Origin of the sequence: Sphingobium psychrophilum (genome assembly GCF_012927105.1) — a bacterium.
GTDB classification, from domain to species: Bacteria; Pseudomonadota; Alphaproteobacteria; order Sphingomonadales; family Sphingomonadaceae; genus Sphingobium; species Sphingobium psychrophilum.
Window position 1 is genome coordinate 457,919 of the sequence record NZ_JABBFV010000001.1, and the last position, 20,642, is coordinate 478,560.

At 64.1% G+C, this 20,642-nt stretch carries 20 protein-coding genes and 1 tRNA gene; 9 read left to right on the top strand and 12 right to left on the bottom strand.

The features are described 5' to 3' along the window. The first annotated feature begins 52 nt into the window (after positions 1 to 52). Both HHL08_RS02345 and HHL08_RS02350 read left to right on the top strand, forming a co-directional pair. Complete coding sequence (locus tag HHL08_RS02345) at positions 53 to 1,054, top strand: glycosyltransferase family 2 protein (protein ID WP_169570851.1); 1,002 nt, start codon at positions 53 to 55, stop codon at positions 1,052 to 1,054. Further along, positions 1,027 to 1,752, top strand: a complete 726-nt coding sequence (locus HHL08_RS02350) for a class I SAM-dependent methyltransferase (RefSeq protein WP_169570852.1) — start codon at positions 1,027 to 1,029, stop codon at positions 1,750 to 1,752. Before HHL08_RS02345 ends, HHL08_RS02350 begins: the two co-directional genes overlap by 28 nt. Here HHL08_RS02350 and HHL08_RS02355 read toward each other — a convergent pair. Then, on the bottom strand, positions 1,744 to 3,249 hold the full coding sequence (locus HHL08_RS02355; RefSeq protein ID WP_169570853.1) for a hypothetical protein: 1,506 nt from the start codon (positions 3,247 to 3,249) through the stop codon (positions 1,744 to 1,746). The two genes, HHL08_RS02350 and HHL08_RS02355, sit on opposite strands and share 9 nt — an antisense overlap. Positions 3,250 to 3,453: 204 nt before the next feature. On the opposite strand from HHL08_RS02355, the gene HHL08_RS02360 reads away from it, so the two are divergent. Continuing rightward, the gene (locus HHL08_RS02360; RefSeq protein WP_169570854.1) at positions 3,454 to 4,134 is read left to right on the top strand and encodes a ferritin-like domain-containing protein; all 681 of its coding nucleotides are present in this window, start codon (positions 3,454 to 3,456) and stop codon (positions 4,132 to 4,134) included. Positions 4,135 to 4,229: 95 nt separating this feature from the next. On the opposite strand, the gene HHL08_RS02365 is transcribed toward HHL08_RS02360, so the two are convergent. From HHL08_RS02365 to HHL08_RS02390, 6 genes are all read right to left on the bottom strand, one after another. Then, positions 4,230 to 4,484 (bottom strand): ATP synthase F1 subunit epsilon, encoded by a 255-nt coding sequence (locus tag HHL08_RS02365; protein WP_169570855.1) that lies wholly within the window; start codon positions 4,482 to 4,484, stop codon positions 4,230 to 4,232. A 113-nt stretch (positions 4,485 to 4,597) separates the two neighbouring features. Beyond that, the gene (gene atpD / locus HHL08_RS02370) at positions 4,598 to 6,043 is read right to left on the bottom strand and encodes a F0F1 ATP synthase subunit beta (protein ID WP_169570856.1); all 1,446 of its coding nucleotides are present in this window, start codon (positions 6,041 to 6,043) and stop codon (positions 4,598 to 4,600) included. Between the two features lie 25 nt (positions 6,044 to 6,068). Next, on the bottom strand, positions 6,069 to 6,953 hold the full coding sequence (locus HHL08_RS02375; RefSeq protein WP_169570857.1) for a F0F1 ATP synthase subunit gamma: 885 nt from the start codon (positions 6,951 to 6,953) through the stop codon (positions 6,069 to 6,071). Positions 6,954 to 7,006: 53 nt separating this feature from the next. Next, on the bottom strand, positions 7,007 to 8,536 hold the full coding sequence (atpA, locus tag HHL08_RS02380) for a F0F1 ATP synthase subunit alpha (RefSeq protein WP_169570858.1): 1,530 nt from the start codon (positions 8,534 to 8,536) through the stop codon (positions 7,007 to 7,009). A 3-nt stretch (positions 8,537 to 8,539) separates the two neighbouring features. Beyond that, the gene (locus HHL08_RS02385; RefSeq protein ID WP_169570859.1) at positions 8,540 to 9,094 is read right to left on the bottom strand and encodes a F0F1 ATP synthase subunit delta; all 555 of its coding nucleotides are present in this window, start codon (positions 9,092 to 9,094) and stop codon (positions 8,540 to 8,542) included. A 183-nt stretch (positions 9,095 to 9,277) separates the two neighbouring features. After that, on the bottom strand, positions 9,278 to 10,849 hold the full coding sequence (locus HHL08_RS02390) for a S1C family serine protease (RefSeq protein ID WP_169571100.1): 1,572 nt from the start codon (positions 10,847 to 10,849) through the stop codon (positions 9,278 to 9,280). 110 nt (positions 10,850 to 10,959) lie between these two features. On the opposite strand from HHL08_RS02390, the gene ada reads away from it, so the two are divergent. Next, positions 10,960 to 12,033, top strand: a complete 1,074-nt coding sequence (gene ada, locus HHL08_RS02395) for a bifunctional DNA-binding transcriptional regulator/O6-methylguanine-DNA methyltransferase Ada (protein WP_169570860.1) — start codon at positions 10,960 to 10,962, stop codon at positions 12,031 to 12,033. A gap of 71 nt (positions 12,034 to 12,104) precedes the next feature. Continuing rightward, complete coding sequence (locus HHL08_RS02400; RefSeq protein WP_169570861.1) at positions 12,105 to 13,634, top strand: hypothetical protein; 1,530 nt, start codon at positions 12,105 to 12,107, stop codon at positions 13,632 to 13,634. Here the strand turns inward: HHL08_RS02400 and HHL08_RS02405 are convergent. From HHL08_RS02405 to HHL08_RS02415, 3 genes are read right to left on the bottom strand one after another with little or no spacing between them, the layout of a single operon-like run. After that, positions 13,588 to 13,830 (bottom strand): DUF1289 domain-containing protein, encoded by a 243-nt coding sequence (locus HHL08_RS02405; RefSeq protein WP_328804543.1) that lies wholly within the window; start codon positions 13,828 to 13,830, stop codon positions 13,588 to 13,590. The two genes, HHL08_RS02400 and HHL08_RS02405, sit on opposite strands and share 47 nt — an antisense overlap. Continuing rightward, positions 13,758 to 15,929 carry a primosomal protein N' gene (locus HHL08_RS02410; RefSeq protein ID WP_169570863.1) on the bottom strand — a complete coding sequence of 724 codons (2,172 nt, stop codon included), beginning with the start codon at positions 15,927 to 15,929 and terminating at the stop codon, positions 13,758 to 13,760. Before HHL08_RS02410 ends, HHL08_RS02405 begins: the two co-directional genes overlap by 73 nt. 39 nt (positions 15,930 to 15,968) lie before the next feature. Continuing rightward, positions 15,969 to 16,622, bottom strand: a complete 654-nt coding sequence (locus HHL08_RS02415; protein WP_169570864.1) for a DUF2490 domain-containing protein — start codon at positions 16,620 to 16,622, stop codon at positions 15,969 to 15,971. A gap of 130 nt (positions 16,623 to 16,752) precedes the next feature. Here HHL08_RS02415 and fsa point away from each other — a divergent pair, with 130 nt between their 5' ends. Together fsa and HHL08_RS02425 are read left to right on the top strand one after the other, a co-directional pair. Further along, complete coding sequence (fsa, locus tag HHL08_RS02420) at positions 16,753 to 17,406, top strand: fructose-6-phosphate aldolase (protein WP_169570865.1); 654 nt, start codon at positions 16,753 to 16,755, stop codon at positions 17,404 to 17,406. Positions 17,407 to 17,558: 152 nt separating this feature from the next. Next, a complete protein-coding gene (locus HHL08_RS02425) occupies positions 17,559 to 17,900 on the top strand; it encodes an antibiotic biosynthesis monooxygenase family protein (RefSeq protein ID WP_169570866.1) in 342 nt (113 codons plus the stop codon). A 95-nt stretch (positions 17,901 to 17,995) separates the two neighbouring features. Here the strand turns inward: HHL08_RS02425 and HHL08_RS02430 are convergent. Further along, positions 17,996 to 18,072 (bottom strand) — tRNA-Arg (locus HHL08_RS02430). 69 nt (positions 18,073 to 18,141) lie between these two features. On the opposite strand from HHL08_RS02430, the gene HHL08_RS02435 reads away from it, so the two are divergent. Together HHL08_RS02435 and HHL08_RS02440 are read left to right on the top strand one after the other, a co-directional pair. Then, positions 18,142 to 18,861 carry a queuosine precursor transporter gene (locus tag HHL08_RS02435; protein WP_169570867.1) on the top strand — a complete coding sequence of 240 codons (720 nt, stop codon included), beginning with the start codon at positions 18,142 to 18,144 and terminating at the stop codon, positions 18,859 to 18,861. A 62-nt stretch (positions 18,862 to 18,923) separates the two neighbouring features. Next, the gene (locus HHL08_RS02440; protein WP_169570868.1) at positions 18,924 to 19,886 is read left to right on the top strand and encodes a GGDEF domain-containing protein; all 963 of its coding nucleotides are present in this window, start codon (positions 18,924 to 18,926) and stop codon (positions 19,884 to 19,886) included. Here HHL08_RS02440 and truA read toward each other — a convergent pair. Further along, positions 19,879 to 20,634 carry a tRNA pseudouridine(38-40) synthase TruA gene (gene truA, locus HHL08_RS02445; RefSeq protein ID WP_169570869.1) on the bottom strand — a complete coding sequence of 252 codons (756 nt, stop codon included), beginning with the start codon at positions 20,632 to 20,634 and terminating at the stop codon, positions 19,879 to 19,881. The two genes, HHL08_RS02440 and truA, sit on opposite strands and share 8 nt — an antisense overlap. Between the last annotated feature and the right edge of the window lie 8 nt (positions 20,635 to 20,642).

The window sequence follows — 20,642 nt, forward strand, 5'->3', positions numbered from 1 at the left end:
GTTAACCATTTCGGCCGATAGCAGGGGGGTTCTCTGGTGAAAGTTGCGCACGATGTCGACCCTGTCCATCGTCATTCCTGTCTATAATGAGCAGGATGCGATCTCGTTGTTCCTGGACGCGGCGCGCCCGGCGGTGACGGCGGCGCTCGCGCTGATCGGGCCGGATGCCCGCGCCGAATATCTGTTCATCGACGATGGCAGTTCGGATCGGACCGCCGACATATTGGCGATCCTGGCGCGCCTGAACCCCGACATACGCTGCCTGTCGCTGTCCCGCAATTTCGGCAAGGAAGCGGCCTTGGCCGCTGGCATTGACCATGCCGCGGGCGATGCCGTCATCCCGATCGACGTCGATCTGCAAGATCCGCCGGGCGTGATCGTGGACATGGTGCGCGCCTGGCTGGCCGGGGCGCAGGTGGTCAACGCCCGCCGCGCCGACCGGTCAAGCGACAGCTGGCTAAAGCGCGCGAGCGCGCAGGGCTTCTATGCGCTGCTCAATCGGCTGTCCGACTATCCCATCCCCGAAAATGTAGGCGATTTCCGCCTGCTGGACCGGCAGGCGGTGGACGTCATCAAGCAGCTGGGCGAACAGGCGCGCTTCAACAAGGGGCTTTTTTCGTGGATCGGCTTTCGCGTCGCGACGGTGGACTATGTCCGTGCCGCGCGCGGAGCGGGCACGACCAAATGGCGGCTGGGCAAGCTCTGGTCGCTGGCGATCGACGGGATCACGACATCCACCACCATGCCGCTGCGCATCTGGTCCTATATCGGCGGCGGGATTGCGCTGCTGGCCTTCGCCTATGCCACCGTCCTGGTGCTGCATACGATCGTCACCGGGGTCGATGTGCCCGGCTATGCGTCGATCATGGTCGCGGTGCTGATGCTGGGCGGCCTCAACCTGCTCAGCCTGGGGATCATCGGGGAATATCTGGGACGGGTCGCGCGCGAAGTCCGCAAGCGGCCGCTCTATGTCGTGGACGCCCCCGTCGCGCACGCTGCGCATCAACCGCTCGAAGAAGAGACATTATGGACCGATCAGCCTATGCGAGCATGAGCGCGCAGGAGGGGACCCATTGGTGGTTCGTCGCCCGTCGCGCCATATTGGATCGGTTGATCCACACCCAGGTCGCGCCGCGTGCCGACGCCCGTATCCTGGAAGCGGGGTGCGGCACCGGCGGCAATCTGGCGATGCTGGCCCGCCATGGCAGGGTGGAAGCGCTGGAATATGATGGCGAGGCGCGCGCGCTGGCGACGGCGCGCGGGGTGGCGCAGGTGGAACCGGGCATGTTGCCGGGCCGGATCGGCTTTGGTGAGCAGCGCTACGACCTGATCGCGCTACTGGACGTGCTGGAACATGTGGAGGAGGATCGCGCGTCGCTGAACGCCCTGCGGGGGCGACTGGCGGCAGGGGGGCGCATCCTGCTGACCGTCCCGGCGGTGCCCTGGCTCTGGTCCGACCATGACGTGCTGCATCATCACAAGCGCCGCTATACGCTGTCGGGACTGCGCAGCGTGGCGGAGGCGGCCGGGCTGAAAGTGGAATCCGTCGGCTATTTCAACAGCCTGCTGTTCCCGATCGCCGTCGCCACGCGGACGGCGCATCGTCTGCTCCGCCGTAAGGGCGGGCTGGATGCCGAGCCTTCGCCGATGGTCAATGGTGCCTTGCGGACGATATTCGGGTGGGAGCGGCATGTGCTGGGCCGTTTCCGCTTTCCGATCGGCTTGTCGCTCTACGCCATATTGTCAGCGTAGAAATTCGTCGGGATGATACCAATGTCCGTCCCAGCAGCGGGTGGGTTCGTCGGCGCTGACGCGCGTGGGATTGATCGGCCGTATCAGCCCCGGCATGGCGTCCAGCGGGGCGAGATACGACCCCATCGGGAAATAGGCGAAAGTCTGTTGCCAGGCCTTCACCACGGTACAGCGAACTTCAGGTGCGGCGGGGTGGACGAGCGCGCGGCGCACCTCATGAAAGCCGGTGACGGTGCCGATCAGCAGCGGCAGGATTAGCCAGGGGCGGCTGCGCGGTACGTGGATTAGCGCGTCGGCGACCATCACCGCCAATATGGCGAGCGCGCTGATCGATGCGCGCATCATGAAGTCGATCGACCAGCCGATCTGGACGAAAGGAATGGCAAGCAGTAGCAGGGCGAGCAGCGCCAGCGTGTCGCGCCCGAAGCGCGGTTGGCGTACTAGGAGGGCGAGCGGCACGACATAGACCAGCACCTCCAGCAGTTCGAACAAGCCCCATTGCAGCGGGACGAATGTCATCAACCGCGCCCCCACGCCGTCATTCGCCGCGCCGAGATAGAGGAGGCCGGGAATGCACAACAGGGTGGCGAGCGCCGGGACGCCAATGTCGTCCAGGCGCAATTCGCGTCGCAGAAGCGATCGCACCCCGGCCAGCGCGGCGAACGGCATCGCCCCCATCAATCCGAGCGGCGACCAAAGGGCGGTGAGCGGCAGCAGCGCCAGCACCGCGCCCAGCGGCGCTTTGCCACCGCGCCAGAGCAGATAGGCCAGCGCCCCGATCCACCCCGACAGCGCATGTTGCGGCACCCAGAAGGCCAGGGTGATGGTGGAGCTATATTGGAGATAGGCCCAGTTTTCGAGATGATCGGACAGGCCGCCGCGAAACAGGATACGGCCCAGCGCGTCCAGGCCCGAAAAGCCGATGACGACGGCCAGCGCCACCAGCCTGGCGCGGCGCGTGTCGAACAGGGTGGAACCGAGCGCCAGCACCGTGCCCAGCATCAGGGCATTCTGCACCAGGAGGGCAATGTCGCCCGCCCGCCCGCCCAGCGCCTTGGCGATCAGCGCCGGGGCCAGGAACATGCCGATCGGCGCGCGCAGCACATCGGGCGCGCCGCGGGCGGTGTAGACGAAAGGCCAGGGATTGACGACCATGTCCCGCATCGCCGCCAGCCGCACCTGCCAGTCGAGATTGGCATAGAAGAAGCGCCCCTCGCCACCCAGCAGCAGCAAGAGCAGCGCGATGGCGATGCATGTCAGCAGCGTTGCGGGCGGTGGTCCGGCAAAGCCGCGTGCGGCGCGTACGATCAGGACGCAGAGCGTCGCTAGCAGGACAGCGCCCAGCGCATAGGCCCATAAGGGCATGACATCGAGAAAGCGCCACAGCAGCAACTGGCCGACCCCCAGCCAGCCGGCCATCCCCGCGACCAGCCAACCGCCCGGCAGGGGACGGGCGATCGGGGACGAGGTGGGTAGGGCAGGGGCAGAGGCGGTCATCTGCATCGTTTCATGACAAGGATGCGGCGGCGCGGCAATGCGGGAAATGGTCAAGTCGTAGGCTTGGCACCCGTCGTGACCGGGCGGGGGCAGGCGATGGCCTTCCGGCAAAATATTTCCATTATATTTCTGTTACTTTTCCTACATCGGTCCGTTCATTGCCCTGCAATTGACACCTCCCATAGCCAAGCATAGAGATTCGCCGTGCCAGAATGGTTTCGTCAACGGTATCTCGACTTACTCGGGTCGATCTACATTTATAACGAGCATCGCGGCTATACGGCCATCGATCGCGTGCTGGATGCCATTCGCGTCCGCTCGCCGGAAGATTTTGCGCTGATTGCCGCGGTAGAGAAGCACCGCGCCGACGAACGCAAACATTATCTCATGTTCCGGCGCTGGTTCGAATTGCGCGGCACCATGCCCCTGTTCGTCGATCGCGCCTGCGGGCATATCGATCGCTTCGTGGAGATCATGTTCCGCACCGGGATCGACCAGCTCGATACGCAAAAGATCATCGATAGCGACGATCAGTTCGAAAAACTGTGCCGTGTAATCTCGCTGACGGAAAAACGCGGTTTCAAGCAGGTCGAGATATTGCTCACACATCCGCTGGTGCGCAACGACAAGGTGCTAATGACAATCCTGGCGATCGTCCACAAGGACGAGCCTAGCCATTGGGCACCTTATGACGGCTGGCTGCTGCATCATCGCCGGGGCGGATCGACGCGGTGGGAACGGGCGATCGACGGCTTCATCCATTCCGAATTGCTGTTCGTCAAACTGCCGCTTTTATTCCTCAGCCCCTTTTTGCGCCGGCGCGCGGACTGGCCCGACGCCGTCGACCGGGTCGAGGCGGGGGCGGCGCATTTCGACCTGGCTTGAGCCTGTCGCGCCACGCAAAAGGGGCGCCAACGGCACCCCTCCTGACGACCAAGCCGCGTGCGGCCGGTCGATTGCATATTCAGCGATGGCTGCGGTCAGCCGGCCTTTTCGGCCAGGACCGTCAGGCCCTTTTCATTCACTTCGGCAAAGCCGCCTTCGACCGGGATGATTTCCGGCGCGGCACCTGCCGTCGCGAAAATCTGGATGCTGCCGTCGCGGACCGTCGACATGAAGGGCGCGTGGCCCTCCAGCACGCCGAAGTCGCCATCGGTGCCGGGCACCACGACCTGCCAGACATCCGCCGAGCGGACGAGCTTTTCCGGGGTTACGAGTTCGAAATGCAGTGCCATTTTTTCTTACTCCCCCCTCCCTTTAGGGAGGGGTCGGGGGAGGGGATGTCATTGGCGAAGGCCTATTACAGGCCCTCCCCTAACCCCTCCCTAAAGGGAGGGGAATTATCAGCTTACGCCGCTTCCGCAGCCAGCTTCTTGGCCTTTTCGACCGCTTCGTCGATGCCGCCGACCATGTAGAAGGCGTTTTCGGGCAGATGGTCATATTCGCCGTCGACCACGGCCTTGAACGACTTCACCGTGTCTTCGATCTGGACGAACTTGCCGCTGATGCCGGTGAAGACTTCGGCGACGTGGAAGGGCTGCGACAGGAACTTCTGGATCTTGCGCGCGCGGGCGACGGTCAGCTTGTCCTCTTCCGACAGCTCGTCCATGCCCAGGATCGCGATGATGTCCTGCAACGACTTGTATTTTTGCAGGATCGACTGGACCGCGCGGGCGGTGTCATAATGTTCCTGGCCCACGGTGCGCGGCTCCAGCACGCGGCTGGTGGAGTCGAGCGGATCGACGGCCGGGTAGATGCCCAGTTCCGAAATCGCACGGTTGAGAACGGTCGTCGCATCAAGATGCGCGAATGAGGTCGCCGGCGCCGGATCGGTCAAATCGTCGGCGGGGACGTAGACGGCCTGAACCGAGGTGATCGACCCCTTGTTGGTCGACGTGATGCGCTCCTGCAACTGGCCCATGTCGGTCGACAGGGTCGGCTGATAGCCCACCGCCGACGGAATACGGCCGAGCAGAGCGGACACTTCCGCGCCTGCCTGGGTAAAGCGGAAGATGTTGTCCACGAAGAACAGCACGTCCTGATTTTCGACGTCGCGGAAATATTCGGCGATGGTCAGGCCCGACAGGGCGACGCGGGCACGCGCGCCCGGCGGCTCGTTCATCTGGCCATAGACCAGCGCGACCTTGGAGCCTTCGCTTATGGCGTTGCCGTCGGCGTCCTTGGCGATAACGCCGGCGTCGAGAAATTCGTGGTATAGATCGTTACCCTCACGGGTGCGCTCACCGACGCCTGCAAAGACCGAGGTGCCGCCATGGCCCTTGGCGATGTTGTTGATCAGTTCCTGAATGAGCACGGTCTTGCCGACGCCCGCGCCGCCGAACAGGCCGATCTTGCCGCCCTTCGCATAAGGGGCGAGCAGGTCGATGACCTTGATGCCGGTGACCAAGATGGAGCTTTCGGTCGACTGGTCGACGAACAGCGGCGCAAGCGCGTGGATGGGCGAGCGCATGTCGGTCTGCACCGGGCCGCGCTCGTCGATTGGTTCCCCGATGACGTTGAGGATGCGGCCGAGCGTGGCGGGGCCGACGGGGACGCTGATCTGCGCGCCGGTGTCGGTCACTTCCTGGCCGCGGGTTAGACCCTCGGTCGAGTCCATCGCGATGGTGCGGACGGTGTTCTCACCCAGATGCTGGGCGACTTCCAGCACTAGGCGCTGGCCGTTGTTGCTGGTTTCCAGCGCCGACAGGATCGACGGGAGCGCATCGGGGAAGGTCACGTCGACGACAGCGCCGATGACCTGCGAAATGCGGCCTACATTGTTGGTGGTTGCCATGACTTCTGTCCTTGCGTGCGGGGTCTTAGAGGGCTTCAGCGCCCGAGATGATTTCAACGAGTTCGGTGGTGATCGCGGCTTGGCGGCTGCGGTTATACTGGATCGTCAGCTTGCTGATCAGGTCGCCGGCGTTGCGCGTGGCGTTATCCATCGCGGTCATCGACGCGCCCTGTTCGGATGCGTTGTTTTCCAGCAGCGCCTTGAACAGCTGGATCGAGATGTTGCGCGGCAACAGATCGTCCAGAATAGCTTCCTCGCTCGGCTCATATTCCACCGTGGCGGGGATGGCGTTGCGGTCGGCATCGGCCGGGATCTTGACCGGGATGATCTGCTGCTCGGTCGGGATCTGCGCCAGCGCTGACTTGAAGCGCGAATAGAAAAGGTGGGCGATGTCGAACTTGCCGTCGAGGAACATCTTGCTGAGTTCCTGCCCGATCGCCTGCGCTTGATCATAGCCGGGCTGCTTGGCACCGGTGGTGTCGAACTGCGCGACGATCTTGCCCGGATATGCGCGGTTGATGACCGGGCGACCCTTGCGACCGATCAGGTAGAATTGCACCTTCTTGCCGTCCAGCTCCAGCGCGCGCGCCTTGGCCAGCGCGGCCTTGACGATGTTGGCGTTGAACGCACCGGCCAGGCCGCGATCGGAGTTTGCTACGACCAGCAGATGAACTTCGTCCTTGCCGGTGCCTGCGAGCAAAGGAGAGGCGCCTTCGCCGGTGCCGCCCGCGATCTTCGATGCCAGGCTGGCGACGACCGCTTCCAGGCGGCTGCTGTAGGGGCGTGCGGCCTCAGCCGCGGCCTGCGCCTTGCGCAGTTTCGCGGCGGCGACCATCTGCTTCGCCTTGGTGATCTTCTGGGTCGATTTCACCGACCCGATGCGGATCTTCAATTCTTTGAGGCTAGCCATGACGAACCCTTCAGTTCGTCATCCCAGCCTTCGCTGGGATGACGAAATTTATCTTATGCAAACGTCTTGCCGAAGCTGTCGAGCGCGGCTTTCAGCTTGCCCTTGGCGTCGTCGCCCAGATCCTTGGTATCGCGGATCATGGTCAGCACGTCGGCATGCTCGTGACGCAGATAGGCGAGCATCAGCTCTTCATAGCGGGTCACGTCCTTGACCGGGACGCTGTCCAGATAGCCGTTGGTGCCTGCGAAGATCGACGCGGTCTGCTCTTCGAACGGCAGCGGCGAGAACTGGCCCTGCTTCAGCAGCTCGGTCAGACGTGCGCCACGGTTCAGCAGCTTCTGGGTCGAGGCGTCGAGGTCGGACCCGAACTGGGCGAAGGCCGCCATTTCGCGATACTGGGCCAGCTCCAGCTTGATCGAGCCGGACACCTTCTTCATCGCCTTGGTCTGCGCGGCGGAACCGACGCGCGACACCGAGAGGCCCACGTTGATGGCCGGACGGATGCCCTGATAGAAGAGGTTGGTTTCCAGGAAGATCTGGCCGTCGGTGATCGAAATCACGTTGGTCGGGATGTACGCGGAAACGTCGCCCGCCTGGGTTTCGATGATCGGCAAAGCGGTCAGCGAGCCCGAGCCATTTTCCTTGTTCATCTTGGCAGCGCGCTCCAGCAGGCGGCTGTGCAGATAGAAGACGTCGCCAGGATAGGCTTCGCGGCCCGGAGGACGACGCAGCAGCAGCGACATCTGGCGATAGGCCACGGCCTGCTTCGACAGATCGTCATAGACGATGACCGCGTGCATGCCGTTGTCGCGGAAATATTCGCCCATGGTCACGCCGGTATAGGGGGCGAGATACTGGAGCGGGGCTGGTTCCGACGCGGTCGCGGCGACGACGATGGAATATTCCATCGCGCCATTTTCTTCGAGCTGCTTGACGATCTGCGCCACGGTCGAGCGCTTCTGGCCGATCGCGACATAGATACAGTAGAGCTTCTTGCTCTCGTCATCGCCCGCATTCGCGGCCTTCTGGTTGATGAAGGTGTCGATCGCGACGGCGGTCTTGCCGGTCTGGCGATCGCCGATGATCAGTTCGCGCTGACCACGGCCGACGGGGACGAGCGTGTCGATCGCCTTGAGGCCGGTCTGCACGGGCTCATGGACCGAGGTGCGCGGGATGATGCCGGGCGCCTTGCGTTCGACGCGCATACGCTGGTCGGACACGATCGGACCCTTGCCGTCGATGGGATTGCCCAGGCCGTCCACGACGCGACCCAGCAGACCCTTGCCGACGGGAACGTCGACGATGGTACCGGTGCGCTTGACGGTGTCGCCTTCCTTGATCTCGCTGTCCGAGCCAAAGATCACGACGCCGACATTGTCGGCTTCCAGGTTCAGCGCCATGCCTTGCACGCCATTGGCGAATTCGACCATTTCGCCCGCCTGGACGTTGTCGAGGCCATGGACGCGGGCGATGCCGTCGCCCACAGTCAGCACGGAACCGACTTCGCTGACCTGCGCTTCGGTGCCGAAATTGGCGATCTGGTCCTTGATGACCTTCGAAATTTCTGCGGCGTTGATATCCATGACTTAGCCTTTCATCGCCTGGGCGAGCGTATTCAAACGTGTGCGGATGGAGCTGTCGATCATTTGGCTGCCGATCTTGACGACCAGCCCGCCCAGGATCGCAGGGTCGACCTTTGCGTCGAGCATGACGTCGCGGCCGACGCGCGCCTTCAGGTTGCTGGTCAGGGCGCCGATCTGGGTCTTGGTGAGGGGGTGGGCGCTCGTTACTTCGGCGCGGACCTCACCCTTGTGATTCGACAGCAGCGTTTCATAGGCGCGGATGACCGCGGGTAACTGGCCAAGGCGCCGGTTCTGGGCGAGCACGCCCAGAAATTTCGTCGTCAGCGGGTCGGTCCCCATGGAGGATGCGACGGCGGCGATCGTCTTGCCACTTACATCCCGGCTGAGCACGGGGCTGTTGATCAGACCCTTGAAATCGGGGGATTGGGCGACAGCCGCCTTCAACCCGGCCAGGCTGTCCGCCACCGTGTCGAGCGATTGCGCGTCGCGAGCCAGATCGAACAGCGCCACCGCGTAGCGGCCGCTGAGGCTAGCCTGAATGCCGCTGTTAATCTCCACGCGCTTGCCGTCCTCCGTAATTGCGGGTCATGCAAAAAGAGGGCGCGGTCTGATCCCGTCCCGTGCCCCTGTTGCCCGGCCGGTTAGCAGTGGGATTATGACTATGCAAGTCATGTGACGCGATTCCATCGATAGTGCGAAATCGCACCTATTTGCCTGAGTATTTCAGCCGCGACGAATCGGTTATTCGGCAGGATCGGCCGGGGCAAGCCGTCCTTTTTGGCAATGATACACAATCCGCTCATTGGACTGAGGCGGAAGCAACGCTGTCAGGTCGCTCTGGAGCGTGGCGATCCGGGCGAGCCGGTCGGAGTCGGTGCCGCAGCCCTTGATCGGCGCCTTGCCCGTCTCGTCCTTCAAAAGCGCGCGGGCTTTGTCCATCGTATCGAGATCGGGCAGCCAGCGCTGCACCCGCAGCGTGCCGGTCGCCGGGTCGAATTGGCTGGTGGACACATAATTGGCCTCGTCGGGTACGCTTGCCCGCTGCCATAGCGTGCCGGACGCGACATATTGGGTGTCGCCATTGACGCAGCCGCCTTCTGCCCAGTTGAGGCCGACGTCGTTAGGCTGCGATATGGTCAGCCTGCTGCGCGCGAGGTCGATCTTGCAGATATTCTCACCGGCCCAGGCGAAGGCGGTGTTGCCGACGATCGACGTGTCCGCGGGCAGCTTCACTTTTTCGTCGATGCTGGAAAAACTGGGCTTGAGGAAGAAGATGCCCAGCGCCGCGAACAGCAGCACGCCGCCGCCCGCCAGGAACCAGGTCGACTGCTTTTCCTTACCCTGGGTGTAGAACAGCCCACCCGCGCCCATGCCCAGCACGGCTAGCGCCAGCAGCACGGCGGCACCGGCCATCGCATTTTCGCGCGCGGTGATGACGTCGCGTTCTGCCGCGTCGCGGGCGCGGGTCATGGCGTCTTCGCGCGCATCGGCGCTGGCCCGGCTCTTCTGCTCGGTCGCCTGCGATTCGCGCTGGGTGATGCTGGATTCCGCCGCGTCGGCTTCCGCCATGGAGCGGCAGGGGACGATGGTGTGGAGCGAGGAGACGCCCGCCTGGCGCAGGAAGGACGCGACCTCCCGCCATGATACGGCGAATCCGAACTCCGCGTCGTTGCCGTCCGATACGGACCCGAAGCTGTTGACCCCCAGAACTCGGCCGCAATCGTCGGTCAGCGGGCCGCCGCTATTGCCAGCCGCGAGCGGCGCGGTGTGGAGCAGCGTGTCGAAGCTCTGGCTGGCGCGGCCGGACGAGACATTGCCGCTGGTCTTCACCGTCGCGAGCGGCTCGACCATCTGCTTGAGACCCAGCCCCTGCGCCCGGTCGACCGTGCCGGGATAGCCGATCGCGGTGACATGCTGCCCGTCGCTGACCGCGCCCGCGTAAAAGGTCGATACCGGCAGGCGGCCTTCTTCCAACTGGATCAGGGCCAGGTCGTTGCCCGGCGAATAGGCAATGATTCGCCCGCCATAGGTTTTGCGCCCTTCGGACGGGATCACGCCGATAACGAGATTTTTCTCCTCGCGCGCCAGTTCGACGACATGGGCGTTGGTCAGCACCTTGTCCGGGGCGACGGCAAAGCCGCTGCCATGGCCGACGAAATAGGCGTCCGATCCGTCGGTCGCGACCAGCGCAACGCGCACCACCCCGCGCGCGGCGGCGGCGATGTCCTGCTGTTCGGCATGGAGCGAGGCTGGCGCAAGCAGGGCGAGCGCGCAGGCGAAGGCAGGGGTGAAGCGGCGGAGCAGGGCGACCATAGATGCGCGCATACATATTGGATGCCGGGCGCGGCGCAATCGGGAAATGCCCGACCTTTGACAGCAAGGCGCGGGAAGCATGGCCAAGCGCGCATGGCTATTCCATAGGCATGAACCAGATGACTCGCCGCAAACCCGCCCCGACGCCCGTTGCCGACGCCATGCCGGATGATGACGCATGCTGGGACGCTTTCCTGGCGCGCGACCGGGCGATGGATGGACGCTTCGTCGGCTGCGTCGCGACGACCGGCATCTATTGCAAGCCCAGTTGCGCCGCGCGGCACCCGAAGCGGGAAAATATGGCCTTCCTGCCCGATCCGGCGGCGGCGCAGGCAGCGGGCTATCGCGCCTGCCTGCGCTGCCATCCCGATGCGGTCGGGCGCGACCGGCTGGCCGTGGCGGCGGCGATCGCCTTTATAGAGGCGGCGGAGGAAACGCCCCGGCTGGAGGCGATCGCGGCGCATGCGGGCTATGCGCCGCATCATTTCCACCGCCTGTTCAAGCGCGAGACGGGGCTGACCCCCGCCGCCTATGCCCGCGGCGTGCGGGTTGGGCGGCTGAAGGCGACGCTGGCGCAGCCGGGCAGCGTGACCGCGGCCATCTACGATGCGGGCTATAGCGCGCCCAGTCGCGCCTATGCCGACGCGCGGCAGCATCTGGGCATGACGCCGAGCGCTTGGAAGGATGGCGGACGCGGCGCGACGATTCGCTGGCGCGTGGTGGATAGCAGCCTGGGTCCGATGCTGGTGGCGGCGACGGACAAGGGGCTGTGCCGGATCAGCTTCGGCGAAGGGGAGGCGGAACTGCGCGCTCGCTTTCCGCACGCCGCGTTACTGCCTTCGGATGACGCGCTCGATGCGATGGCGCAGCGGGTGTCGGCGCTGGTCGATGATCCTGGCACGCACGTCGACCTGCCGATCGACGTGCGCGGCACCGCCTTCCAGCAGGCGGTCTGGGCGGCGCTGCGCGCGATCCCGCCGGGCGAGACGCGCAGCTATGGCGAGATCGCCGCAGCGGTCGGACGCCCCGGCGCGGTCCGGGCGGCGGGGACGGCGTGCGGCGTCAACAATCTGGCCGTCCTCATCCCCTGCCACCGCGTCGTGCGTGGCGACGGCACTCTGGGCGGCTATGCCTGGGGCGTCGAAAAGAAGCGGGCGCTGCTGGCGCAGGAAAAGGGCAAGTAGCGGATTAAATTCATCTTTTCATTTCCGCCGCGCTCCCCCAACTTGGCCATGGTCTTTGGGGATATAGACGGATGATGCGATTCTGGATGAAGGCGCTGGTCGGATTGGCGCTGGCGCTGGGCGGCATGGGGACGGCCCATGCGGCGTGGTGGCAGGCGCAGACCCGGCATTTCACCGTCTATAGCGAAGGCAATGACGAAAAGTTGCGCGGCTTTGCCGAACGGCTGGAGAAGTTCGACTTCCTGCTGCGGCGATTGACCGGCGTGGCCACTCCCGAAGCAGGCAGCCCGGTCAAGGTCTATCTGTTGTCGAGCGAGGCCAAGGTGAAGGCGCTGGCGCGCAATCCCAATATTGCGGGCTATTATACGACATCGGAACGCACGGCCTATGCGTTCCTGTCGCGCGGAGGGAAGGACAGCAAGTTCGACATGGGCGCGGAAGAAGTGCTCTTCCACGAATATACCCATCATTTCATGCTGCACCATTTTCCCGCCGCCTATCCGACATGGTATGTCGAGGGGTTCGCAGAGTTTTTTTCGGTCGTGAAGTTCCCGAAGGATGGCTCAATCCAGTTCGCCCATGTCCCCATGGCGCGGGTGCCGGGGCTGGTGCTGGGCCAACCCTATCCGCTCAAGCAACTATTCGCCCGCGACACCGAAGGACTGAGCCTGCGCGATGGCGATCGCTATTATGGCACGGCATGGTTGCTGACCCATTATTATTTTCAGCAGAAAAATGCGCGAACCGCAGAAATGACGCGATATTTGAGGGATCTGGCTGGCGGGGTGCCAGACATCCAGCCGGACCGCTATTTCGATGGCGGACTGGACGCTCTGGAGAAGGATCTGAAGGCCTATATGCGCCATCGGCTCAATATTTCGGTGCTGACCCCCAAGGAAATGGTGATCGGTGAGATCGCCATCAGCCCGGTCGATCCGGCTCAGGGCGCGCTGTTGGAGGATGAATTACGGCTTATCCACCGCCCGCCCGCGGAAGAACTGCCTGGAATTGCCACCACGATCCGCACCGAGGCGGCGCAATATCCCGGCAGCGCCTATGCCCAGGCCCTGCTCGCCGAAGCCGAATGGGCGGTCGAGCAAAAGGAGGCTGCGCTGGCCGCCGCCGACCGGGCCATCGCGATCGATCCCCAATCGGCGCGTGCCTATGCGGTGCGGGCGAACGTGCTGCTGGAACGTGCGCAGGATAGCGATGCGGAAGGCGATTGGAAAGCCGCGCTCACATCCATCGTGCGCGCCAATCGGGCCGATACAGAAGATCCGGTGCCGCTGGCGCTTTTCTATCGCTATCATGCGATGCGCGGCGGCAAGATGCCTGACCTGGGCTATGACGGCCTCTACAAGGCGTTCACCCTGTTGCCGCAAAACCCCAATTATCGTTTCAACATGGCGCAGGCGATGGCGTTTCGCGGCGAATATGAGGCCGCATCGATCCTGCTCGATCCGATCGCCTTTTCACCCCATGGGTCGGGGATGCGCGACGCGGCGCTGAAGATGAAGGCGCAATATGAGGCGCGAGGTGAGAAGAAGGCCGCTGCTAAGCCCGGTGTTGGGCCGGCTGGAAATCCCGCACCCGCTTCATGACGGCGGCGCGCGCCGCTTCTGTCATGCTGCGCCAATGGACGATCTCATCTATCGTCCGGCCGCATCCGGTGCAGCTTTTCCGCTCCCGGTCGAGGGCACATAGATTACGGCAGGGCGTCTCCATCACATGAAGCTGTAGGGATCGACGTCCACCGCGACGCGCGTTCCCGATTTCCAAGCCAGATTGCCCAGCCATTCGCGGATCGCCGCCTGGATATCCACCGATCGCGTCGCATGGATCAGCAACCGATGCCGATGCCGCCCGCGCAGGACGGACAGCGGCGCAGGCGCAGGGCCATAGACGCGCATCCCCTCGATTACCGGGGCCGACTTGCCGATCAGCCGCGCGGTCTGCGCCGCCTCGTCCGCATTTTCGCTGGAAATGATGATCGCGGCGAAGCGGCCGAAGGGCGGGGCGTTGGCACGCCGCCTGTTCTCCGTCTCGACCGCATAGAAGCGTTCGGTATCGCCCTGGATCAGCGATTCGATGACTTCGCTGGTCGGCATCCGCGTCTGGATGAACACCTTGCCCGGCTTGGCCCCACGCCCGGCGCGGCCTGCGACCTGCACGATCTGCTGAAAGGTGCGCTCCGCGGCACGCAGGTCGCCGCCTTCCAGCCCCAGGTCCGCGTCGATCACGCCGACCAGGGTCAGGTTGGGGAAATGATAGCCTTTGGTTATCAATTGCGTACCGACGATGATGTCGATGTCGCCCGCCTCCACCGACTTGACGAAATCGGCGGCGCGGGCGGGGGAGGATAGCGTATCGGACGTAGCGATCGCGGTGCGCGCCTGCGGCCATAGCGCCTTCACCTCGTCGGCGATGCGCTCGACGCCGGGGCCGCAGGCGACCAAGCTGTCCTCTTCCTTGCAATCCGGGCAGCGGCGCGGGGCCGGGATCACATGGCCGCAATGATGGCAGGCGAGGCGATGGGTCAGCCGATGTTCGACCATCCAGGCGGTGCAATTGGGGCATTGGAAGCGATAGCCGCAATGGCGGCACAGCGTCAGCGGCGCATAGCCACGCCGGTTGAGGAACAGCAGGCTCTGCTCGCCCTTCGCCATCACCTCGTCGATCGCCTTGACCAAAGGCGGCGCGATCCAGCGGCCGCGTTCGGGCGGGTCGGTCAGCAGGTTGATGCCCTCGATCGTGGGCATCTCCGCCCCGCCATAGCGCGAGGGCAGCTTGATCTCCGCATAGCGGCCCAGTTCGACCTGATGCCGCGTTTCGATCGCGGGGGTCGCCGACGCCAATATGACGGGGAATTTCTCTATGAGGCCACGCATAACCGCCACGTCGCGGGCATGATAATGGACGCCATCCTCCTGCTTGAAGCTCGCCTCATGCGCTTCATCCACGACGATGAGGCCGAGGTTCGGATAGGGCAGGAACAGTGCCGAACGCGCGCCTACCACGACTTGCGCCTGACCCGTCGCGATCGCGCGCCACGCCCGCCGCCGTTCGGTCTGGCGCAACCCGCTATGCCAGTTGACCGGGATGGTGCCGAACCGTTTCTCGAATCGCTCCAGAAACGGCTCGGTCAACGCGATTTCCGGCAGCAGCACCAGCACCTGCCGGTCCGCGCGGATCGCCGCCGCGATCGCCTCGAAATAGACCTCCGTCTTGCCGGACCCGGTGACGCCATCCAGCAGGAAAGGCGCGAAATCATGCGCCCGCACCGCATCTGCCATGATGGTCGCGGCACTGGTTTGCGCTTCCGACAGGAGGGGTTGCGCATGGCCGGGATCGGGCATGGGAAAGGGGGTGTCGACGCTCACCTCCACCGGCTCGAAAATATCCTGCTTGATGAGGCCGCGGATAACCGCGTCGCTGACCCCGCCGATCATCGCCAGTTCGCGAATCAGACCCTGCCGATCGCCGATCCGTTCCAATGCCTGCGTGCGCTGCTCGGTCATCCGTTCGGGCACCGCCCCGGTCGCGCGATATTCGATCACCGTGCGCGTGCCCTCCAGCGCCGCCATGGATGACAAGGCCATGCGCAGCACGGCGGCAGGGGGGCTAAGATAATAATCCGCGGTCCATTCGATCAGCCGGCGCAGCGTTTCGGGCAAGGGCGGCGCGTCCACCACCTCCAGCAGGTTACGCAGGCGATTGTCGCCGACCGTCTCCACATCGGGGAAGCTGCCTTCCTCCCACACCACGCCGATCAACTGGCGCGGCCCCAGCGGCGCGACGACGATGCTGCCGGGCCTGACGGTCATGCCATGGGGCACGCGATAGTCGAGCGGCCCCAGGGCGGCATTGAGAATGAGGACACGGGCGCGCGAAGACATGGACCGTCCTTTAGCGCGCCGGGCGCGCCAGGCAAATCGTCACAGCCGCCAGCTCAGCGTCAGCCAGGGAATATGGGCGACTGTATCGGGCCGTCCGTCGCGAAAATTCTGCTGGCGCATATAGAGAAATTGGGCGTCCACCGCGCTGGCGATCGGGTGGCGCAGGCCGATCTGGTTGCGCATCGTCGCGAGGCCTGTCCGGTCGCTCGGCCGCGCGCGGTTGAGGTGGAAGAAGATTTCGGTCGCCGCGATCACGGTCCATCGCTTCGCCCGGTCGATCGGCACCGCCGCCTGCACCCGCTGGCGCAGCCGCCAGCTGGCCTCGTTCGCCGTGCTGAAGAAACGCTGCTCGATCCGGGTGCGACTGATCCAGATGCCGCTGGTCAGCGTGGCTTGCTGAAACAGGCGCATTTCCTGGTCCACTTCGCTGCGCAGATAGGCAATGCCGCTGCCCAGTTGCAGCGCCGGGGTGATCCGATGATCGATGGTGAGGCGGGCGAGAAACTGCTCGCCGCCGCTCTGGCCGTCGGACCGGATACGCTGGCTTGAATCGATAGTGACGATGTTTGTGTCGCCGGCATGCAGGATCGCCTGCTCCGTGGTCCAGGCCTGTGTTTCTTCCGTCGCGGCCCGTGCCGGCGATGCGCCCCACAGGGCCATCGGAATCGTCAGCAGACGGGCGTGGCGCTTCATATTTGGTCCTTTGGAAAGGTGCGTCGGCCTTAATCGCGCGCGTCAGGCGATGCAATTCATGCCGTCGCCATGGCGAATCCGGCCGCCAGCGGTTAAAGGAGCGCGATTCGCCCTATCCCCGGAGTCCCCCATGAAATTCTTCGTCGACACCGCCGACACCGCCGACATTCGCGAACTGGCCGCCACCGGCCTGCTGGACGGCGTCACCACCAATCCCTCGCTGATTCACAAGTCGGGCCGCAAGTTTCTGGAAGTGGTCGAGGAAATCTGCGGCATCGTGGATGGCCCGGTGTCCGCCGAAGTCGTTGCGCTCGACCATGAGACGATGATGCAGGAAGCCGCCGTGCTGCGGAAGATCGCCGACAATGTGTGCATCAAGGTGCCTCTGACGATCGACGGCCTCAAGACCTGCAAGGCGCTGACGGACGACGGCGCGATGGTCAATGTCACGCTCTGCTTCTCGGCCAATCAGGCGCTGCTGGCGGCGAAGGCCGGCGCCAGCTTCATCTCGCCCTTCGTCGGCCGGCACGATGATAACGGGTTTGACGGCATGGCGCTGATCGCCGACATCCGCCTGATCTACGACAATTACGGCTTCGACACCGAAATCCTGGTCGCGTCGGTCCGGCACCCCATCCATGTGCTGGAAGCGGCTCGTATCGGTGCCGACGTCATGACCGCGCCGCCTTCGGTCATCAAGATGTTGTCCAAGCATGTGCTGACCGACAAGGGGCTGGAAGGCTTCGCCGCTGACTGGGCCAAGACCGGCCAGACGATTCTGTGATGTGACGGTGCCGGCCCGCGGCCCCACCCGGCTTTCCACAGTTTATCTTGGAAGGTCGGGTGGTGCCGCGAGCCGGTGCGGCCTTCAAACAAAGATGTCGCTGGAACCAGCGGCCGGCCCCGCTCATTGTCCTTGGACAAAGGAGGTTGCCGATGTTCGTCGCGGTCTATTGGTGGCGGGTCCATCCGGGCAAGGAGGATCAATTCCGTGCCGCCTGGCGGCGTGGCACCGATCTGATACGGGAAATTTATGGCAGCTATGGTTCACGACTGCATCGCGATGCCGACGGTCGCTTCGTGGGCTATGCCGAATGGCCGGATGAGGTGACATGGCGCAAGGCGTTCGACCAAAAGATGGTCTATGATGATCCTGCAACCCGCGCCGCCTTTATCGATGCGATTGCGCAAGTGCCGACCGATGCCGATCCTATCTTCACCATGTCCGTGACCGACGACTTGCTCGCGCGGGCAACATCCCGGCAAAGGCAGCCATGACATGTGAGATCCTGATGCGCCCGATTATGGCTTTCTATGGTTCGCCTTGCTGCTGACGTTCATCGGCCTTGGCGTCATGCTTTTTGGCGTTTGAATGGTGACCCCGGCGTGATTCGAACACGCGACCATTCGCTTAGAAGGCGAATGCTCTATCCAACTGAGCTACGGGGCCGTGCGCGTGTCGCGATAGCGGGCGTCAAGCCAGCTTGCAATCACCTGACCACGCGATATGCAGGTTCGCATGAGCGACGGGGCAGTTCACAAAGTCGATGCAGGGGCGCTGGGTGCGCGGCCGCTGCGCTATTATGACTTCTTCATGGCGGCTTTCGTCGCCATCCTGCTGCTGTCCAACCTGATCGGCGCGGCCAAGCTGTCGACGCTCGGCGGGTTCACCTTCGGCGCCGGCATCCTCTTTTTCCCCCTGGGCTATGTCATCGGCGACGTGCTGACCGAAGTCTATGGCTATGCCCGCGCCCGCCGCTGCGTGTGGGCGGGGTTTGGCGCGATGCTGTTCATGGCGTTGATGAGCTGGGTGGTGGTCGCGCTGCCGCCCGCGGACGGCTGGCCAGACCAGAAAGCCTATGAGGCGGTGTTCGGCAGCACGTGGCGCATCGTCTTCGCGTCGCTCGTCGCCTTCTGGGCGGGCGAACTGGCCAACAGCTTCGTTCTCGCTCGCATGAAAATAAGGACGCAGGGGCGGCATTTGTGGATGCGCACCATCGGCTCTACCGTCATCGGCCAGGGGGTAGACAGCCTGATCTTCTATCCACTCGCCTTCTGGGGCGACTGGAGCAATGCGCAGGTGCTGACGGTGATGGTCACCAATTGGGCGATGAAGGTAGGCTGGGAAGCGGCGTTGACGCCGGTCACCTATATGGTGGTCAATGGCCTCAAGCGCCGCGAAGGGCTGGACGTCTATGACAGTGGCACCGACTTCACGCCGTTTCGCACTCGCCTCTGACAATTGTACAACCGCGCGGCGGCGTAATCGCCTGTTTACCATTTGCCGTGCAAGAGCGAAGGATGAGCAGGCAGTCGCACCGGCAGTTCACCGGAACATTTTTACGCAAACCTTTTCTTGCATCGGCTCAGGTCGTTGCGTTGGACGATACGGCGGCCTCTGCCCTCGCGCTGGCGCAGCGCCGGTTCGAGGCGACCTTTCTCCATGCCCCGGTCGGTATCGCCCATGTCGGGCTCGACGGTCGCTTCCTGTTGGTCAATCCGCGCTTTTGCGAAATAAGCGGCTATGACGCGGAAACGCTGATCCGCACCGGCTTCCAACAGATCACCCATCCGGACGATCTCAACGCGGACGAAGCGCTGCTGGCGCGGCTCAATGCGGGCGAATTGCCGCGTTACGCGATGGAAAAACGCTATATCCGTGCCGACGGAACGATCATCTGGATCAACCTGACGGTCGCGATGGTGCGTGACGATGATGACCGGCCCGAACTGTACGTAGCGGTGATCGAGGATATGTCGGACCTGCGCCAGGCCAGTTTCGAGGCAGTGCATGATCCGCTGACCGGGCTGCTCAACCGCCGTGGTTTCGCGTGCCGCGCGAAAGACGTGCTGGCTCATGCGGCCCATGCCCGGCATTGCATCAGCCTGCTGTTCCTCGATCTCGATGGCTTCAAACAGTTGAACGACGAGCAGGGCCATGCCGCCGGCGACGCCTGCCTGGTCGATATCGCGCAACTGCTGAAAGCGCAGGCCGATGCGGGCGATGTCGTTGCACGGATCGGGGGAGACGAATTTCTGGTCCTGCTGGCGGATCGGGACGCACAGGCGATCCAGGCCTTTGGCGAGGAAGCGCGGCTGGCGCTCGCGGCCTATGGCATGGGCATCAGCGGCAGCTTCGGCCTAGTCACCGCAGACGCGCCCGATCTTGCCGATCTCGACCGGCTGATCGCCTGCGCCGACGATGCCATGCGCGCCGCCAAGCGGGCCGGCAAGAATCAGGTCTGCGCCGCCGCCTTCATCTGAAAGGCGCGTCAGGATAGGCCGCCTGCACGAAATACAGCCCGTCCGGCGGCGCGTTGAGGCCCAGTGCCGCGCGATCCTTCGCCTCCAGCGCGGCGCGTAGATCGTCCGCACGCCATCGTCCCATGCCGACCATCGCCAGGCACCCGACCATCGATCGCACCTGATGATGCAGGAAGGAGCGGGCCGCCGCATGGATCGCGATCCGATCGCCGTCGCGTATCACATCCAGTCGGTCGAGCGACTTGACCGGGCTTTGCGCCTGGCAATGGGCCGACCGGAAAGTGGTGAAGTCGTGTTGCCCGACCAATAGCTGCGCCGCGTCCTGCATCGCGGGTACATCAAGCGGCTGGATCACCCGCCATGTCAGACCCCGCTCGAACGTCAGCGGCGCACGGCGGTTGGCGATGCGATAGATATAGGATCGCCCGATACAGGAAAAACGCGCGTGCCAGTCATCGTCCACCGGCTCGCACGCCAGGATGGAGACGGGGGCAGGGCGCATCCGGGCGTTGATCGCCCCCATCAGTCGAAAGGGCGCGATGGTCTTGTCGATATCGCCATGGGCGCGCATGGCCAGGCCGTGAACGCCAGCATCGGTGCGCCCGGCGGCATGGATCACGGCGCGCTCGCCGGTCACGGCGAAGATCGCATCCTCGATCGTCTGCTGCACGCTGGGGCCATGCGCCTGGCGCTGCCAGCCCATGAAGGGGCGGCCATCAAATTCGACGGTGAAGGCGAAACGGGTCATGTCCGGGC

What these genes read in the sequence shown, in the direction of transcription:
- truA (WP_169570869.1), bottom strand. Translation starts at nt 20,634, where the DNA reads ATGACCCGTTTCGCCTTCACCGTCGAATTTGATGGCCGCCCCTTCATG.
- atpD (WP_169570856.1), bottom strand. Translation starts at nt 6,043, where the DNA reads ATGGCAACCACCAACAATGTAGGCCGCATTTCGCAGGTCATCGGCGCT.
- atpA (WP_169570858.1), bottom strand. Translation starts at nt 8,536, where the DNA reads ATGGATATCAACGCCGCAGAAATTTCGAAGGTCATCAAGGACCAGATC.
- fsa (WP_169570865.1), top strand. Translation starts at nt 16,753, where the DNA reads ATGAAATTCTTCGTCGACACCGCCGACACCGCCGACATTCGCGAACTG.
- HHL08_RS02425 (WP_169570866.1), top strand. Translation starts at nt 17,559, where the DNA reads ATGTTCGTCGCGGTCTATTGGTGGCGGGTCCATCCGGGCAAGGAGGAT.
- HHL08_RS02355 (WP_169570853.1), bottom strand. Translation starts at nt 3,249, where the DNA reads ATGACCGCCTCTGCCCCTGCCCTACCCACCTCGTCCCCGATCGCCCGT.
- HHL08_RS02400 (WP_169570861.1), top strand. Translation starts at nt 12,105, where the DNA reads ATGATGCGATTCTGGATGAAGGCGCTGGTCGGATTGGCGCTGGCGCTG.
- HHL08_RS02415 (WP_169570864.1), bottom strand. Translation starts at nt 16,622, where the DNA reads ATGAAGCGCCACGCCCGTCTGCTGACGATTCCGATGGCCCTGTGGGGC.
- HHL08_RS02365 (WP_169570855.1), bottom strand. Translation starts at nt 4,484, where the DNA reads ATGGCACTGCATTTCGAACTCGTAACCCCGGAAAAGCTCGTCCGCTCG.
- HHL08_RS02410 (WP_169570863.1), bottom strand. Translation starts at nt 15,929, where the DNA reads ATGTCTTCGCGCGCCCGTGTCCTCATTCTCAATGCCGCCCTGGGGCCG.
- HHL08_RS02405 (WP_328804543.1), bottom strand. Translation starts at nt 13,830, where the DNA reads ATGGCTGGGCAATCTGGCTTGGAAATCGGGAACGCGCGTCGCGGTGGA.
- HHL08_RS02375 (WP_169570857.1), bottom strand. Translation starts at nt 6,953, where the DNA reads ATGGCTAGCCTCAAAGAATTGAAGATCCGCATCGGGTCGGTGAAATCG.
- ada (WP_169570860.1), top strand. Translation starts at nt 10,960, where the DNA reads ATGAACCAGATGACTCGCCGCAAACCCGCCCCGACGCCCGTTGCCGAC.
- HHL08_RS02435 (WP_169570867.1), top strand. Translation starts at nt 18,142, where the DNA reads ATGAGCGACGGGGCAGTTCACAAAGTCGATGCAGGGGCGCTGGGTGCG.
- HHL08_RS02350 (WP_169570852.1), top strand. Translation starts at nt 1,027, where the DNA reads ATGGACCGATCAGCCTATGCGAGCATGAGCGCGCAGGAGGGGACCCAT.
- HHL08_RS02440 (WP_169570868.1), top strand. Translation starts at nt 18,924, where the DNA reads ATGAGCAGGCAGTCGCACCGGCAGTTCACCGGAACATTTTTACGCAAA.
- HHL08_RS02345 (WP_169570851.1), top strand. Translation starts at nt 53, where the DNA reads ATGTCGACCCTGTCCATCGTCATTCCTGTCTATAATGAGCAGGATGCG.
- HHL08_RS02390 (WP_169571100.1), bottom strand. Translation starts at nt 10,849, where the DNA reads ATGGTCGCCCTGCTCCGCCGCTTCACCCCTGCCTTCGCCTGCGCGCTC.